This is a genomic window from Streptococcus sp. 79 (assembly GCF_013277425.1).
GTDB lineage: Bacteria > Bacillota > Bacilli > Lactobacillales > Streptococcaceae > Streptococcus > Streptococcus pseudopneumoniae.
The window spans coordinates 14,872-30,085 of sequence record NZ_VMMW01000021.1 but is presented as its reverse complement, the minus strand read 5'-3'; the positions used below and the strand labels follow the sequence as shown (position 1 = coordinate 30,085).

Annotated in this window: 12 protein-coding genes and 1 tRNA gene; 1 reads left to right on the top strand and 12 read right to left on the bottom strand. The window is 33.7% G+C overall.

The window, feature by feature from the left end; all coding sequences use genetic code 11:
• Positions 1–277 precede the first annotated feature (277 nt).
• From HT729_RS04970 to HT729_RS04935, 8 genes are all read right to left on the bottom strand, one after another.
• Positions 278–1,444 carry a nucleotide sugar dehydrogenase gene (locus HT729_RS04970; RefSeq protein ID WP_172931747.1) on the bottom strand — a complete coding sequence of 389 codons (1,167 nt, stop codon included), beginning with the start codon at positions 1,442–1,444 and terminating at the stop codon, positions 278–280.
• Positions 1,445–1,465: 21 nt separating this feature from the next.
• Positions 1,466–2,233: a site-specific DNA-methyltransferase gene (locus HT729_RS04965; protein WP_000846118.1), complete on the bottom strand. Its 768-nt coding sequence runs from the start codon at positions 2,231–2,233 to the stop codon at positions 1,466–1,468.
• Positions 2,217–3,443, bottom strand: a complete 1,227-nt coding sequence (locus HT729_RS04960) for an MFS transporter (RefSeq protein ID WP_001257305.1) — start codon at positions 3,441–3,443, stop codon at positions 2,217–2,219. The genes HT729_RS04965 and HT729_RS04960 overlap by 17 nt, the downstream gene beginning before the upstream one ends.
• The gene (locus HT729_RS04955; protein WP_172931746.1) at positions 3,430–4,362 is read right to left on the bottom strand and encodes a hypothetical protein; all 933 of its coding nucleotides are present in this window, start codon (positions 4,360–4,362) and stop codon (positions 3,430–3,432) included. The genes HT729_RS04960 and HT729_RS04955 overlap by 14 nt, the downstream gene beginning before the upstream one ends.
• Before the next feature lie 3 nt (positions 4,363–4,365).
• Positions 4,366–5,487 (bottom strand): hypothetical protein, encoded by a 1,122-nt coding sequence (locus tag HT729_RS04950; RefSeq protein ID WP_001221832.1) that lies wholly within the window; start codon positions 5,485–5,487, stop codon positions 4,366–4,368.
• A 5-nt stretch (positions 5,488–5,492) separates the two neighbouring features.
• Positions 5,493–5,963 carry a hypothetical protein gene (locus tag HT729_RS04945; protein ID WP_138704664.1) on the bottom strand — a complete coding sequence of 157 codons (471 nt, stop codon included), beginning with the start codon at positions 5,961–5,963 and terminating at the stop codon, positions 5,493–5,495.
• Between the two features lie 495 nt (positions 5,964–6,458).
• Positions 6,459–8,315: a hypothetical protein gene (locus HT729_RS04940; protein ID WP_172931745.1), complete on the bottom strand. Its 1,857-nt coding sequence runs from the start codon at positions 8,313–8,315 to the stop codon at positions 6,459–6,461.
• Positions 8,316–8,415: 100 nt separating this feature from the next.
• Complete coding sequence (locus HT729_RS04935; protein ID WP_142246351.1) at positions 8,416–8,487, bottom strand: SHP2/SHP3 family peptide pheromone; 72 nt, start codon at positions 8,485–8,487, stop codon at positions 8,416–8,418.
• Between the two features lie 79 nt (positions 8,488–8,566).
• On the opposite strand from HT729_RS04935, the gene HT729_RS04930 reads away from it, so the two are divergent.
• Positions 8,567–9,418: an Rgg/GadR/MutR family transcriptional regulator gene (locus HT729_RS04930; RefSeq protein WP_172931744.1), complete on the top strand. Its 852-nt coding sequence runs from the start codon at positions 8,567–8,569 to the stop codon at positions 9,416–9,418.
• A gap of 193 nt (positions 9,419–9,611) precedes the next feature.
• Here HT729_RS04930 and smc read toward each other — a convergent pair whose 3' ends face one another.
• The 4 genes from smc to HT729_RS04910 all read right to left on the bottom strand — a co-directional run bounded on the left by smc (position 9,612) and on the right by HT729_RS04910 (position 15,147).
• Positions 9,612–13,151, bottom strand: coding sequence for a chromosome segregation protein SMC (gene smc / locus HT729_RS04925; RefSeq protein ID WP_023933069.1), 3,540 nt, complete (start codon positions 13,149–13,151; stop codon positions 9,612–9,614).
• A complete protein-coding gene (rnc, locus tag HT729_RS04920) occupies positions 13,142–13,840 on the bottom strand; it encodes a ribonuclease III (RefSeq protein ID WP_000661487.1) in 699 nt (232 codons plus the stop codon). Before rnc ends, smc begins: the two co-directional genes overlap by 10 nt.
• A gap of 182 nt (positions 13,841–14,022) precedes the next feature.
• A tRNA-Arg gene (locus HT729_RS04915) sits at positions 14,023–14,094 on the bottom strand.
• Between the two features lie 66 nt (positions 14,095–14,160).
• Entirely contained in the window at positions 14,161–15,147 is a 987-nt protein-coding gene (locus HT729_RS04910) for a GMP reductase (protein WP_023933066.1), read from the bottom strand.
• Between the last annotated feature and the right edge of the window lie 67 nt (positions 15,148–15,214).

The window sequence follows — 15,214 nt, the reverse complement described above, 5'->3', positions numbered from 1 at the left end:
CACTTTTTAAGACCCAATAAGAGGTTTCTTTCGGATGAGGAAGAGGTTGTTATAGAAACTTTTCTTCTATAGTTACTTATCTTATAAAAAACATGTTATAACATAGTATATTGACATTGAAATAGTACACCGTTGTTTCTAAAACATTGTTAGAAATTGGTTTAACTTCCCCAATAAATTTGTTCAATTTTTATTTCATTTCGCTATAAATCGTAATATACTTTGATTTTCTCAAATATTATGTTATCGCAACTTCTCAAAAGTAAAATATTATTATTTAATCCCTATTAAATATATCTCTTGTATAAACTTTTTCTAATACATCAGACAATTCATCTGAAATTCTATTTGAAATAATAACATCCGATGTTTTTTTAAATTCTTCCAGATTCGTTACAACTTTAGCATCAAAAATCTCTTTTGAAGACAAAAACGGTTCATAAATAATAATATTTACATTATATTTCGTTAATTGTTTAATCACATTTTCAGTTGACGAATCACGAATATTATCAGAATCTTTTTTAGCTAGCAAACGATAAATGCCTACATTGTATATATTATTTTTTGTTATTTGTATTGCTATAAACTCTGATCTTTTTTGGTTACTTAATACAATAGAATCTAACAAAACAGTTGGAAGGCCTTCACATTCACTTAACATATGTTTTGTATCTTTAGGTAAACAGTATCCTCCATAACCAAAACTAGGATTATTGTAAAATTCTCCGATTCTTTCTTCAGAACAAATTCCTTCAATGATATTTTTAGTATTTAACCCTTTCATAATGGAAAAACTATCAATTTCATTGAAGAACGCAATTCTCATTGCAAGGTATGAATTTGAAAATAACTTAATTGCTTCAGCTTCAGCTGAATTTGTCAGTAGAATCGGGGCAACTTCATTTAACGAGAACTCCGATAATAATCTTCCAAATCTTTGACAATATTCAGCTCTCCCTCCCAAAATAATTCTAGATGGAAATAAGTTATCTAATAATGCTTTTCCTTCACGCAAAAACTCTGGAGAAAAAATGATCCGATCTGTGTGAAATTTTGTATTCAAATAATTCGTAAATCCGATTGGCACTGTAGATTTTATAACTATATATGCAACAGGATTAATACTTAGGCAATCAGCTATAACTGATTCTATACCCTCAGTATCTAATACTCCTTTATTTTCATCAAAGTCTGTTGGTATTGCTATTATGATACAATCAACTTTTTCAAAGTACTTCTCATCATAAATACAAGCTTCGAATTTCAAATCTTTATTTAAAAAATATCTCTCCAACTCATAGTCGATAAATGGACAAATTTTATTATTAAGCTGTTCGACTTTCTGTAAATTAATGTCTAATCCAACCACGTCATGTTCCTGAGATAACAGGACAGATAAAGTCAAACCGACGTACCCCATACCAACTGTAGTTATTTTCATAATAGACCTTCTACTACTTTCTTATCTGTTTACATTCAGCGCACCCACTTGATTTAGTTTTTTTAAACCTAATTTATAAGTGGTTGGATTTAATTCATAGGTAATGAACTTTCTATTTTTCTTAAAAGCACACAAAGATGTAGTCGCTTGCCCCATAAACGGATCCAACACAACATCACCTTCCAGAGAATAAATATCAATAAGTTGATTGACAATTTGTTCTGGAAAAGCTGGTGGTCTTGTAGAATAATCCCAAGGTATATTCCAAATGCAGTCAATAAATTTAGTGCCCTCAATGTTTCTATCCCACACTATAAATTCTGACTTTTTCTTAAAAATCAATATGTATTCATAGTTATTTAGAATCAAAGACTCATTATTCGAATAACTTGAAGGATATTTTTCAACTTGATTTTTGATATATGAAGTATTATTCAAATTCCATATTATTGTCCCTTCAATATAGAAATTATGCTCCGCAAAGAATTTTTCAATTTCATGTTTGATATCGTAATACATATTTTGATTTTTTCTGCTAATTTCTACAGAACTGCAAATATTGATGCAAATTGTTCCTGTTTCTTTTAATATTTTACTACATCTTTCCCAAACACTATTTAGACTCTGAATATAGCCTTTATATGTTTCTGTTAACCCAATCTGATCATCGTGTTGATAATCAACTAAATTAAAATATGGTGGAGAAGTGATTATTAAATCAACAGAATCATTTTCTACATCTTCCATAGCTCTGGAATCACCTAAATAAGCCTTATTCTCTGTTTTCATGTTTTTTACTCCTTTTAGTTTTTTCTATTAACATATACGAGATTAATATCATTACAATCATAAAACAAGAAATCAATAAGATAGTTATTCTCATATTAAATATTTGAATTCCTACACCAATTATCGGATTTACCAACATTGTAACAAGACTAATTGAAAAGGATAGTCCTGATATAACTGTTGCTCTTGAATTGTCATCAACCCAAAGATGTAACATCTCCATGATAATAGGATCAAGAATATCTATGATAATGTACAACAGTAGAAAACTAAATATAAATGTGGCATTGAAAGGCAAAATTTGAAAAATAATGGAAATCATTAGTATCAATGATAGCAGCATAATTAATTTAGAAACTCTTATTTTTGATATTTTATAAGCTTGAGTTGCTACTATGCCACCAATGATACTATAAATCATAAACATAGCTCCATTAATAGATGTAGAAAATCCTATTTTAGAAAAATAATCTGGTAATAAAGCAAATACTACGTTAATTGCTGAGACAATAACCGTAGTAAAAGCGAACATGAAAAGAATTTTAGTAGATTTTAGCAACCTATGAAAAACTGAAAATAATTCTTTAAATTTCGGAACACCATTTTGATTAAGATCTTCTATAGAGTGTTTCTGATTATCTGGAATAGATATGATGATTATCATTGAACCTATAAGTGTAAAAGATTGTATAAAATATGGTAAACATCTTGTAATGCTATATAAACCACCTCCTATAAATGTAGCAATCCCCAAAGTCAGAGCGCTGATTAATTGTAACTTTCCTCGTATTTTCCCATAACTCTCCTCCTTGCCTTCACTTCTTAGAGATTCAAAAAACAAGGCATCATCAGCTCCACTTAAAAAAGCATTTCCTACTCCTTCTAAAACAAATGCACCTAGTATAACATAGTAAACATAGTCCTTCATTAGCAAGATTGATGAAAGAGTTAATAATGGAGTAATTGATAACAGAACTAGTCCCAATAGAACGATTTTCTTCTTACTAAACCTATCTCCTAAAATTCCGGAGGGAATCTCTGAAACTAATTGTGAAAATAGAAAAATAGATTGAAAAAATGCAAATTGTACTAAAGATAATCCCAAAAACTGAACAATAAAGATAATATTTACTATTCTAGTAAATCGTAAATTTGTAAAAATGATATATAGATAATATTTTAACTCTGATGAAATTTTATTGCTTCTCATACCACATTCCTTCTAATTCATCTTTTACTAACCAAAAATTATCAACATCAAAAGATTTAAAAATAGCTTCCAATTCTATTCTATTCATAAATTCATGAAACAATGGATCAGATTTTCTAGTTTTATTCAAAGATGCTGATTCAAAAATACCTATTTTCCCATTATTACTCCTATGCATGCGATTTCTACAACTAAGAGATGGCATATCTATATATATTTTAGGATATATGTTATTACTGATTCTCCAGGCTTTGCCAATTGCTTTACACTGACTTAACTCTTCACAAACTATAATTTCTTCAAAATTTTCTTCAAAATATTCTGAAATGAATTCTGGTAAATACGAAATGATTGATCTACGAAAATGAAGTAATAGTTCTGGTCCAAATACAATATTCTTTGCACTAGGCACTAAATCATACAAACCTTTTAATTCATCATCACTAAAGTTATGTTTTTTTAATATCTTATCAATCATTTTATAAGATAAATCTCTTCGAATTATTTTTATTTCAATGCCTACACGTTTTCCTAGCTGTTCAAAAAATATTTCTAAGCGTTTAACAAATTGTTGCCATCTTTCTTTTTCACAATCATCTTTACATGATTCAATAGGTGTATCCACATATATTGCACAATTTAAATTTTTCATGATGGCCTCATTAATAGGCATCAGTATATCAAAGTAAAAATTGATAGCCAGATTATCAATTTTTGCATCACAGCGATCAATACAAGCCCCCCCAACAACAAGACTGTTATTTGGAGAAAAATTACTTGTTTCATCAAAAACTATTAAATTATCCCTAAAACTAGCATCATAATTTAAGTCATTTAATGAAATTATCTGATTTAAATCTTTTTTATACATTTTTTTCACTAGTAAATTGGAAAAATCAATATCTTCAATCACAGGCATGTATTATCTTCCTTTCAATAGTCCTTTTTCAAGCATAATTCTAATAATTGAACGAATACCGCTCTCTTCCTTATATTGAATTTCATTTTTTGATTCATACACCGAACCTTCATTAATATATGATATTATATTGTCGAAGATTTCTTCTTTATATCTTGTACTAATATTAGAAAATGCTTCTCTTACTTTAGTCACACCTTCACTTTCTTCAAGTAACTCATCTGTTGAAAATAAATATCCATACTTAGATAAGGTATTACAATTCCCAGAGATTTGATTATATTTTTCAAGCAATAATGCCTGAGAATAATTTGAAGGCAAAAAATAATGTGGTTTTAAGCCTAATTCTAAACTCTCTAAATAAAATGTCAAACCAGGTGTTGTAAATATCCTACTTGCTTCACATGACGCTGATAGAAACTCTTTATGGGACATTACTTTAAATGTAACATTGTAGTCAAAACGGTTGTTTGATTCAATCCATTTTTTCTGCGTCATGTTACAAGCACAATCAATCTCATATTTATCAATATTAGGTATTTTTGAAAAAAGTTTTAGATAAAATAACATGTACTTTTTGAAAAATACATCATTTTCATATGGAGTAACTATACCAGCGAAATTTAATAGAATTTTATTGTTTTTGAAATCTTTTGTTTTTGTTATTCCTTCCGTATTAATAATAGGATTTATTGTTTGGATATTCTTATACTGCGATAAATTATTGGGATCAATAAAAGCATTTTGAACAAAATAAATATCATATTCGTTAATCCCATCTAGGGGTTTTTCCCACATCCAACTTAGACTATCAACAAATACACTTTTTACATTTAAATTTGTATCTCGTTGAATTTTAGGAATATTCAGATTCATAACATTAATTAAGAGTTCATAATTCTTAATATCTACTATTTTCAAAAAGCTTTCAGACCTAATTTCATCAGTATCACACTCGATGTATTCTAATCTATTACCAAAGTTGGTCTTAAAAAAATTTATAGATTCTCCATTTCCGCAAAATGTAATCTCTTTATATCCCATCTTCAATAGCTCTTTGATAATAGAATATAATTTGGAAGACGGACCAAAACCAAAATTTGTAGTTACTGTCAAAATTCTCATAACAATCACCTAATAAATATATGCTTTTCTATGTACTTTAATATTTTTAACCATTCAAGTTTATCTGGAAACTCATCTTCAGAATCATAATAAATAACATGAACCTGAGTACCTGTTGTGTGTAAACCTTCATACAATGGTGTTTTTGAACCGATTCTTTTGTTAATTCCTAAGACAATAGGAATAGAGTGCGCTGAAGCCCAACCAAGTTCCACAGCACATCCATAACTATTATTTGGAAAAGTAATATATACATTACTTTGTTTCAGTAGCGAATAATCTCTAAGGGTACATTCTAAAGAATCTGCAATCTTTTTGCCAAATTCTTCTTCCTCTAGAGCACAAAACACATTATGACCATACGATCTCAAATCAGAAATAATCCCCTTAATTCTGGACTTTGTCGCAGTTTCTAACGGACTTTTCAAGTTCGGATTAATTATTCCTGTGATTGGTGTACCTAAAAAAATATCCATTGTTATTCATTCCTTTCTTTCGTTTCATTCAATGCACAACACTGAGTTAAAAAGTATTGTGCTCTTTGTTTAAAACTATAATATAAAACGTGAAAACATATCACTATTACAAATCGCGACGAGGCGATTAAGTGAGTGCTTCAGCCAATACATTTGAAAAAATCCATCATTATAACTGTAGTTCATCCTATTAGGTACAACCAACTGTGACCATAATACTAAAAAAATCAAAGAGAAAACTAGGAAGCTTGTCTTGTACATCTCAAAATACTGATTTTATAATGAAGATAAGACTAGAATGCTAATTAATAGATTTACAGATAAATATCTGATATCTTGTATTGCTTTACGATTTCTTAAGATTATAATTAGTAAATTTATTATTAGATAAGCGACTTGTTTATAAAAAGAAATAGGCCTTTCTCAAATTTGGTGAAGGAATACTCCTCGTGTTTCAATTACTCAAAATTAGAGTAAATAATAAATATATTACATTTATATTTTTTCAAACTTTCCCTCACAATTATTTATTAAATTGAAGAAACATCTACTAATAGCTATTCCCCCATTCTGAATAATAAATAGCTTAAGATAATAGCTTTGAAGTAAAGTATCCTCGTTAAAACAGATCTCTCCTTCAACTACTTTAGTTCCAATATTTTTAAAACGTATTCTTTTCAACTCTGGTGAGGTATTTGATGACTTTTCTACATATATTGGTAGCTGTACTCCTAAGTAAACATCTCCTCTATGTTGTGGAGTAATAACAATCTTATATTTTATTCTTAATCTTTCTCTATCATAATTATCACACATAAAATCTACTTCTGGCATGCCTGTCATTGAAGTATTTTTATCACCGCACCTATAACAATAGAAAGAATTAATATTGAATAAATTGTTAGTTTCTGGAATATAGTTGCAACCAACACCCGAACTTCCACAACAACATATTTTTTTGAAAATACTACTTTCATCAATTATAGACCTAAAAATATTATATCGATCAAATTCGAAAAGCTCGTCATTTTGGTTCTGAATCATTATTTCAGCTATCTTTTTAGAAATAGGATTTACTCTATTTATTAAATTTTGTTCAAAATTTAAATATTTTTCTTCTGTCACTCCATAGGTACCTCTGCGTGTCATTTGCATGTAATCTGCTAAAACATTATTAGATAACTTTTTTACCTCATGTTCACTACTTAATAACCCAGACGAAACATATGAAGCAAGTCGCGATAAAATCATTTTGCTACTTTGGGTTAATCGGACAATCCCATTTATATTTTCAAGTGATTGATCTACTTTTCTAGTATTTGGGAGTCCAATATTAACAATTGAAACAAACGGCTGTACATCATTTAATTTATTATGAAGTTTGGTTCCAATATTTGTCAAATTTGAATCTGAAAAAATTTCATATATCTCTGGATTATCAATCGATTGAACAGCAATAGAAGCAACAATATTTCTTGCTATTCCATCGATAGCATCTAATGTTAAGTTGAATCTAGAATCATACAATCTACAATCATTAAACGGAAAATTACTACAAGATAATAAAAATAATGTTTCAACATTTATAGAGCTAATACGTATTGCTTTACTCTCATCCTTAAAAAAAGATTGCCCTTGATGGCCCCAAGAAGGAGCAAATTTTTCTTGTTGAGGAATTAATTTATTAAAACCATGCAAAGTGAAATCAGCTAAATTTAGATGATCTTCTTTTCCATGTCCATGAAAAACTAATTCTGACCAAGATTTTTCTTCCAAAAGATTTTTTATATTTTCATTTTCAAGCCTTTTTATATCAAAAATATCCCATTTGTTTTTTGTTTCACTAAATTCATTTAACTTTTTATGCGAAAAGACTGCTTTTCGTACTTCTTTTTCACTTTTTGAGTAAAACTGCTTTCCTATCATCCAAGACAATGAAGATAGATCTCTTCCTGTCAGTATGTACAGTTCAATATTATTTTTCTTACAATATTCTAATATAGTCAAAATTTTATATTGTGAAAAATCTTTATATAGTCCTATTACTACCAGATTTTCTATGTTTATCATCTCATTTAAAGAGGTCACCCACTTCTTACAAAATAACCTACAGTTTTTATAAAACTCTAAATCAGAAGATAGAGTGATCCCTGCATCGCATTGGTAAATTGGCGTTGTTTTATAGCATTCGGAATATTCATTGTTAATTCGCTTGATATTATGAAGTAAATCTTCTCTTTTGTGGTCAACAAAAATAGGAATTTCTCCTTGAAAATTTAAACCCATAGTATTAAAAGCATTCGAATACTCTTGTACATTATTTGATATTTTAAATAAATTCTGTTTTTTCAATTAAAGCCTCCCAAATTATAAATACCGTATTTTATACTATGTATCTATAAAATCTTAAGTCTTTAGATACTCTAAAGACTTAGGTGTACACCTAAGCATTTTACCCACCAACAATTATGATAATATCCATCACCAAAATTACAATCGGCAAAATTTTCGAAATTTTTTTCATAATTAGACTTCCTTTCCGTTTTTATTTATTGTACAATAAATAAAAACGGATTTAATTTTTGTTGGGAAAATGGGAAATTATGAAATCAAAACTTGGCATCACACTTAGAAAAGTTCGTAAAGGAAAACAAATTAGTCTATGCTCTGTAGCAGATGAACATCTTTCAAAATCTCAAATATCTAGATTCGAACGTGGGGAATCAGAGATATCTTGTATTCGACTTATCAATATTTTAGACAAATTACACATTACTTTAGATGAGTTTCTTGTTTTACATAATGAAGATTATACTAATGCTGAATTATTCGCTAATTTGGTTCAATATATTCGTAAGCAATATTCATCATATAACATCAAAAATATAGCTGCTCTACTTTCTGACTCATCACATTACACTTTAAATTCTTTCGAGAAAACAATGATAAAATCCATTCTACATACAATGGATTCCAGCATTATTCCATCAAATAAAGAATTACTTCAATTGACAGATTATCTCTTTAAAGTTGAAAAATGGGGTTACTATGAAATCACTTTATTAGGTAACTGTGTACGAACAATAAACTACAACTCCTACTTCCTATTAACAAAGGAAATGATGAACAATTACATCTACTCTTCATTGAATAAAACAAATAAGCGAATTGTCACTCAATTGGCCATCAATTGTCTAATTCTGAGCGTAGATAAGGAAGAATTTTCAAACTGTACTTATCTAATCACCGAAATAAAAGCATTATTAGATAATGAATTAAACTTTTATGAACAGACAGTTTTTCTCTATGCAACTGGTTACTTTGAATTTAAGCGTCATTCAGATAGCGGAATTGAAAAAATGAAACATGCCATACAAGTGCTTGATATTTTAGGAGAAGACAAGTTAAAATTACACTATACTAGCCATTTCGATAAACTGGTAAACAAAGAATAGATGAAATGATTCTCTACTATTTAACATTTTACAAATCAAGGGTGTCTCCATAAACTCACAACATCTCTAATGATTTTACCCTAATAGCAATAGACAGTTAAAAAGCCCTGAAATCAGCTAAATTTCAAGGCTTTCTTTATATGCTATTGTATCAATTTACTTATTCCGATTTCTGTTGCTACTAGTTTAATTGTCATCCTTCAATACTTTCTAAATCTTTTAACTTAACCGAAACAATTTTTGAGACACCTGATTCTTGCATGGTCACTCCATAGATAGAATCAGCCGCTGCCATGGTTCCCTTACGGTGGGTCACAACTATAAACTGGCTATCCTTGTCAAATCGATTGAGGTAATCTCCAAAGCGTTTAACATTAGCTTCGTCCAGCGCAGCTTCCACCTCATCCAAGATAACAAATGGAATGGTCTTGACACGGATAATGGAGAAGAGCAAGGCAAGAGCTGATAAGGCTTTTTCCCCACCACTCATGAGATTAAGCGACTGGATTTTCTTTCCTGGTGGTTGGACTGAAATCTCAACCCCAGCTGTCAGCAAGTCTCCTTCAGTCAAAATCAGGTCAGCCTGACCTCCGCCAAACATCTGCTTGAAGGTCACTTTAAAGGACTCACGAATAGCCTCAAAGGTTGATTTAAAGCGTTCCTTAACCTCATCATTCATCTCTGTGATAGTCTCAAGAAGCAGATTTTTCGCTGACAAAATGTCATCTCGCTGGCTATTGAGGAAATCCAGACGATTGTGAACTTCTTCATACTGGTCAATAGCTTCCAAGTTGACAGGACCCAGCGAGCGAATAGCCTTCTCTAAATCCTTAACCTCTTGCTCTGTCAGATTGAGATTTTCCAACTCATGTGCCTTTTCGATAGCTTCTGTATAGCTAATCTGGTACTGGTCTGTTAATTGGCTTTGTAGATGACGCAAACGCTCGCTGACCTTTTCTTTTTCGGCTTCAGCACGTGTTTGCTTGCGAATCCATTCCTCATTCTGCTGGCGAGCCTGATCCAAATGACTAGCAATATCATCCAGTTGACCTTCAATATCATCTAATTCAAACTGCTTACGAATCAAACCTTGTTGGAGGTTTGTTTTCTGCATTTTGGCTTCTTCGGCCTGTTGACTGAGCAATTCTGTATCAACCTTCTCCAGATTATCAACCTTTTCTTGAAGAAGGCGCTGGATTTCCTCTTGTTCGATATTCAGATTATCCAATTCCTTGCCTAGACGGTCAATATCAGCCACTTCATAACGTTTTTGCCCTTGCAGTTCTGTCTTAAGCAGGCGAGCTTGCGCTAGCTCTTCCTGCAAGTTTTGATAGCGTTCTTGGATGGCGTTTTTATTAGACTTAATTTCTTCAATCTCAGCTTCCAGATTTTGCTTATCACTGGCGATTGTAGCAAGGCGCTCTTGGCATTTTTCCTTATCTGCTTGCCAATCTCCGTCAGAAAGACGATCTAATTCCTCTTCTTGGAGTTTCCAAAGAGTTTCTAACTCTTCAACTTGCTGACTGATTTGCTGATAGGCGAGGGACAAGCCTTGCTCCTGAATACGAGTCTGCTCCCCTTGAGATTTGATGGCTTCTAATGATTCGGTCAATCTAGCCATCTCATCTTGCAAGGACTTCAAAGTCGCTTCTTCTGAACGCAAACTTGCTTCTTCTTCAACAATTTCTTTTTGTAATTGCTCCAGTTCTGGCTTGATAAAAATACTGTTATTTTGGCGATTGGCACCACCCGCATAGGAACCACCTGTACGAAGCTCTGTCCCATCTAGTGTCACCATGCGCACCTGATAACGAACCTGGCGCGCTGCTGCACGCGCATGTTCTACGGTATCAAAGATAGCCGTCGTAGCTAGCAAATTCTTGAAAATAGCTTCCAGTCTAGTATCGAATGTCACCAACTCATCTGCCATGCCCAGAAATCCCAGACTTGCAGCGATAGCACCTTGGTTCTGACTAGAAATCGTACGCGCCTTGATCGTTGTCAAAGGAAGGAAGGTTGCACGACCTGCTCTGTTTCGTTTGAGGAAATCAATCGCCTTAGTCGCCGCGTTCTCATCTTCTACAATGATGTGCTGACTGCTTGCTCCAAGCGCAATTTCCAAGGCAGTTTGATAATGCACATCAAAGGTCAGGTGCTCACTAACAGCACCAATAATACCACCAAGGCGGACTTTTTCTTGGAGAACAGTCTTAACACCTGCATAAAAGTTACTGTGATTTCTAAGGATATTTTCCAAACTTTGAGCTCTGGCCTGCTTGTTTTTGAGATTATCCAGACGGTCAAATAGTTGACTTTGTTGAGCTTGATAGGAAGATTTCTGCTCCTCTTGCTCCTTGGCAATAGCTTGATAGTCAGCCAATAATTTTTGAACCTGCTCCTTAGCAGTTTCAAGCTCCGCCTTTTGCTGACTAGCCTTCTCTTTAGCTGTAGCCAGCTGTTCTTTGAGTTTTTGTAATTGATCTGCTTGTTTTTGAGAAAGCTGACGACTATTTTCCAACTCATTCTCGATGCGGGTCAGTTGGTTTGAGACATCCGCTTCTTCTTGTAAAAGAGCTACAAAGCGTTCGCGTAAGAGCTCAATCATTTGATCAGGATCATCTGAAAAAGCTAGCAATTCAGCTTCTAAACGATTGAGTTTTTGATTATTTTGGACTAGATTTTCCTCTAACAGAGCTAAAGAGCTTTCTTTATCAGATTTTTCTTGGCTGAGTAAATTTCTCTTATCCTCCAAAGCAGCCAAACGAGCTTGTGCTTCCTGTTGATTGAGGGCTACTTGCTCAGATTCTAATTTCGATAGGGCTAATTTTCTCTCTAAATCACTAATCAGACTGGTCAAATCCATCAAACTGCCTTGGTCTTTAGCCATTTCAGCCTGTAAATCTTGGCGTTGCTTTTTAAGAGTTTGATTTTCTTCTTCTAATTTTTCACGCTTTTGGTAATAGCTTGTCAAGAGTTCCTGAACCTGTACCAACTCTTCTTCTGTCGACTCTAGTTCAGACTTATTTTCCTTGATTTGAGCAACAAGGACATCCAAGTAAATAGCCTTGCGTTGACCTTCCAAATCTAAAAACTTACGAGCATTTTCTGCTTGCTTCTCAAGAGGCTTGATTTGATTATCCAACTCATAGATAATGTCCTCTAAGCGGTCTAGATTATCCTGAGTTTGTTGCAATTTGCTCTCAGTCTCTTTTCTACGAGTTTTGTATTTCAAAACTCCAGCAGCCTCTTCAAAAATAGCTCTGCGTTCTTCAGGCTTGGAGTTGAAAATTTCCTCAACCTTCCCTTGGGAAATGATAGAGAAGGAATCTCGTCCCAATCCAGTATCCAAGAAAAGATCATGAATATCACGCAGACGGACTTTCTTGCCGTCAATCTTGTATTCGCTATCTCCACTACGATAGATATGACGTTCTACCCTGATTTCTTGGCCTGCATCCTTGATAAATCCGTCATGATTATCCAGAGTCACAACTACAGAAGCATAATTGAGCGGTTTGCGACTTTCGGTCCCAGCAAAGATGACATCCGGCATCTTGCCCCCACGGAGACTCTTGACACTTGACTCCCCCAAGGCCCAACGCAGACTTTCTGTAATATTGGACTTTCCAGATCCATTGGGTCCAACAACTGCCGTCACACCTTGGTCAAAAACGACCTTGGTCTTATCAGCAAAAGACTTGAACCCCTGAATTTCGATTTCCTTTAAATACATGAATCCAGCCCCTTCTCAACGGCATTTTTGGCAGCTTCCTGCTCTGCTAATTTCTTAGAACGACCTTGGCCTTGACCGATGCTCTTACCTTCAACAAGAACTTCTACATCAAAGACCTTATCGTGAGCAGGCCCTGTTTCAGAAATCACCTGATAACGAATAGCCACATCACCATTGACCTGAAGTAACTCTTGGAGATGGGTTTTATAGTCTGTAATCATCTCAAATTCGCCTGCTTCAACCTTAGGAATCATGACTTGATAGATAAATTCCTTGACCTTGGCCACATCCTTATCCAAAAGAAGGGCACCAAGAAAGGCTTCAAAAGCATCACCAAGAATGGTGTCACGATTACGACCACCAGATTTTTCTTCCCCTTTACCCAACTTGATAAACTGGTCAAACTGGCAATCACGCGCAAAACCAGCTAAACTCTCCTCACGGACAATCATAGCACGGAGTTTTGATAGGTCACCTTCAGGCTTTTTAGGATATTTTTTATATAGATATTCTGAAATCAATAACTGTAGAACAGCGTCTCCTAAAAATTCCAAGCGTTCATTGTGTGAAATTTTTAAGAGGCGGTGCTCATTGGCATAACTCGTATGAGTAAAGGCAGTTTCCAGTAAATTTTTGTCTGCAAATTCGATTGCAAAATGATTCTTTAGTACAGTTTGTAATTCTTTCATACCAACCTCTTTCTAACTGATAATAGTCCTTTTTATTATATCAAAAAAAGCCCCCTGAGTCACTCTAAAACGGGACTGGAAAGCATTTGGGAATTCTTTAGACAGAGATTCTCAGTTTTAGCGGCAAATTTGGGTCAGGATAAAGAAAAAAGCCCTATTAAAGGCTTTTTAGGATGTTTACATCCACCCTGAGGGAATCGAACCCCCATCTCAAGAACCGGAATCTTACGTGATATCCATTACACTAAGGGTGGAAACTTGTTTTATTATAACAAAAATTTGCTCTAATAACAAGTTTTTTTCTGGTCAGATGGCCCGTCTTAGTGGGAAGCATCCCCATTCCAGATAGAGTTTTTCACGATAACATAATCAACGTGTTTAAGGTCAGCAACCTGACGTCCACCTGCGTATGAAATGGCACTTTGAAGGTCTTGTTCCATCTCCGTTAAAGTATCTTGCAGATGACCTTTGGCAGGAAGCAAGATGCGTTTGCCCTCCACATTTTTGTAAGCACCTTTTTGGTATTGGGAAGCTGAACCATAGTATTCTTTGAATTGTTCACCATCGACTTCAATCGTTTTCCCTGGACTTTCGATGTGTCCTGCAAAGAGGGAACCAATCATGACCATGTTAGCACCGAAGCGGATAGACTTGGCAATATCGCCGTGAGTACGAATTCCTCCATCAGCGATAATCGGTTTACGGGCAGCCTTGGCACACCAACGGAGAGCAGCCAACTGCCAACCACCTGTACCAAAACCTGTCTTGACCTTGGTGATACAAACCTTACCAGGACCAATTCCGACCTTAGTGGCATCCGCACCAGCATTTTCCAATTCACGCACAGCTTCTGGTGTTCCCACATTTCCTGCAATAACAAAAGTATCTGGTAATTCTTTCTTGATGTGTTGAATCATAGAAATCACGCTATCCGCATGACCATGGGCAATATCAATCGTGATGTACTCAGGAGCATCAGCCTTGAGCTGGCTAACAAAATCATACTCATAGTCCTTAACACCGACAGAGATAGAGGCAATAAGCCCTTGCTCATGCATTCGTTTAATAAAAGGAATGCGTCCTGCCTCATCAAAACGGTGCATAATGTAGAAGTAACCACCTTTAGCCAGTTGCTCTGCTACATTTTCATCCAAAATCGTCTGCATATTAGCTGGCACAACAGGTAGTTTAAAGGTGTGATTTCCTAAAGTGACACTTGTATCCGCTTCTGCACGGCTTTTAATCACACATTTATTTGGAATCAATTGAATATCTTCGTAATCAAAAATGGGAAATTCATTTAACATATCGATGTCTCGTTTCTTTTGTAATGACCTACCTATGCTCTCGCATCACTACGCCTTTTCCGACGTT

Bases quoted from the DNA above. Each gene is read 5' to 3' on its own strand.
- HT729_RS04970 (WP_172931747.1), bottom strand. From the start codon at position 1,444: ATGAAAATAACTACAGTTGGTATGGGGTACGTCGGTTTGACTTTATCT.
- HT729_RS04965 (WP_000846118.1), bottom strand. From the start codon at position 2,233: ATGAAAACAGAGAATAAGGCTTATTTAGGTGATTCCAGAGCTATGGAA.
- HT729_RS04960 (WP_001257305.1), bottom strand. From the start codon at position 3,443: ATGAGAAGCAATAAAATTTCATCAGAGTTAAAATATTATCTATATATC.
- HT729_RS04955 (WP_172931746.1), bottom strand. From the start codon at position 4,362: ATGCCTGTGATTGAAGATATTGATTTTTCCAATTTACTAGTGAAAAAA.
- HT729_RS04950 (WP_001221832.1), bottom strand. From the start codon at position 5,487: ATGAGAATTTTGACAGTAACTACAAATTTTGGTTTTGGTCCGTCTTCC.
- HT729_RS04945 (WP_138704664.1), bottom strand. From the start codon at position 5,963: ATGGATATTTTTTTAGGTACACCAATCACAGGAATAATTAATCCGAAC.
- HT729_RS04930 (WP_172931744.1), top strand. From the start codon at position 8,567: ATGAAATCAAAACTTGGCATCACACTTAGAAAAGTTCGTAAAGGAAAA.
- smc (WP_023933069.1), bottom strand. From the start codon at position 13,151: ATGTATTTAAAGGAAATCGAAATTCAGGGGTTCAAGTCTTTTGCTGAT.
- rnc (WP_000661487.1), bottom strand. From the start codon at position 13,840: ATGAAAGAATTACAAACTGTACTAAAGAATCATTTTGCAATCGAATTT.
- HT729_RS04910 (WP_023933066.1), bottom strand. From the start codon at position 15,147: ATGTTAAATGAATTTCCCATTTTTGATTACGAAGATATTCAATTGATT.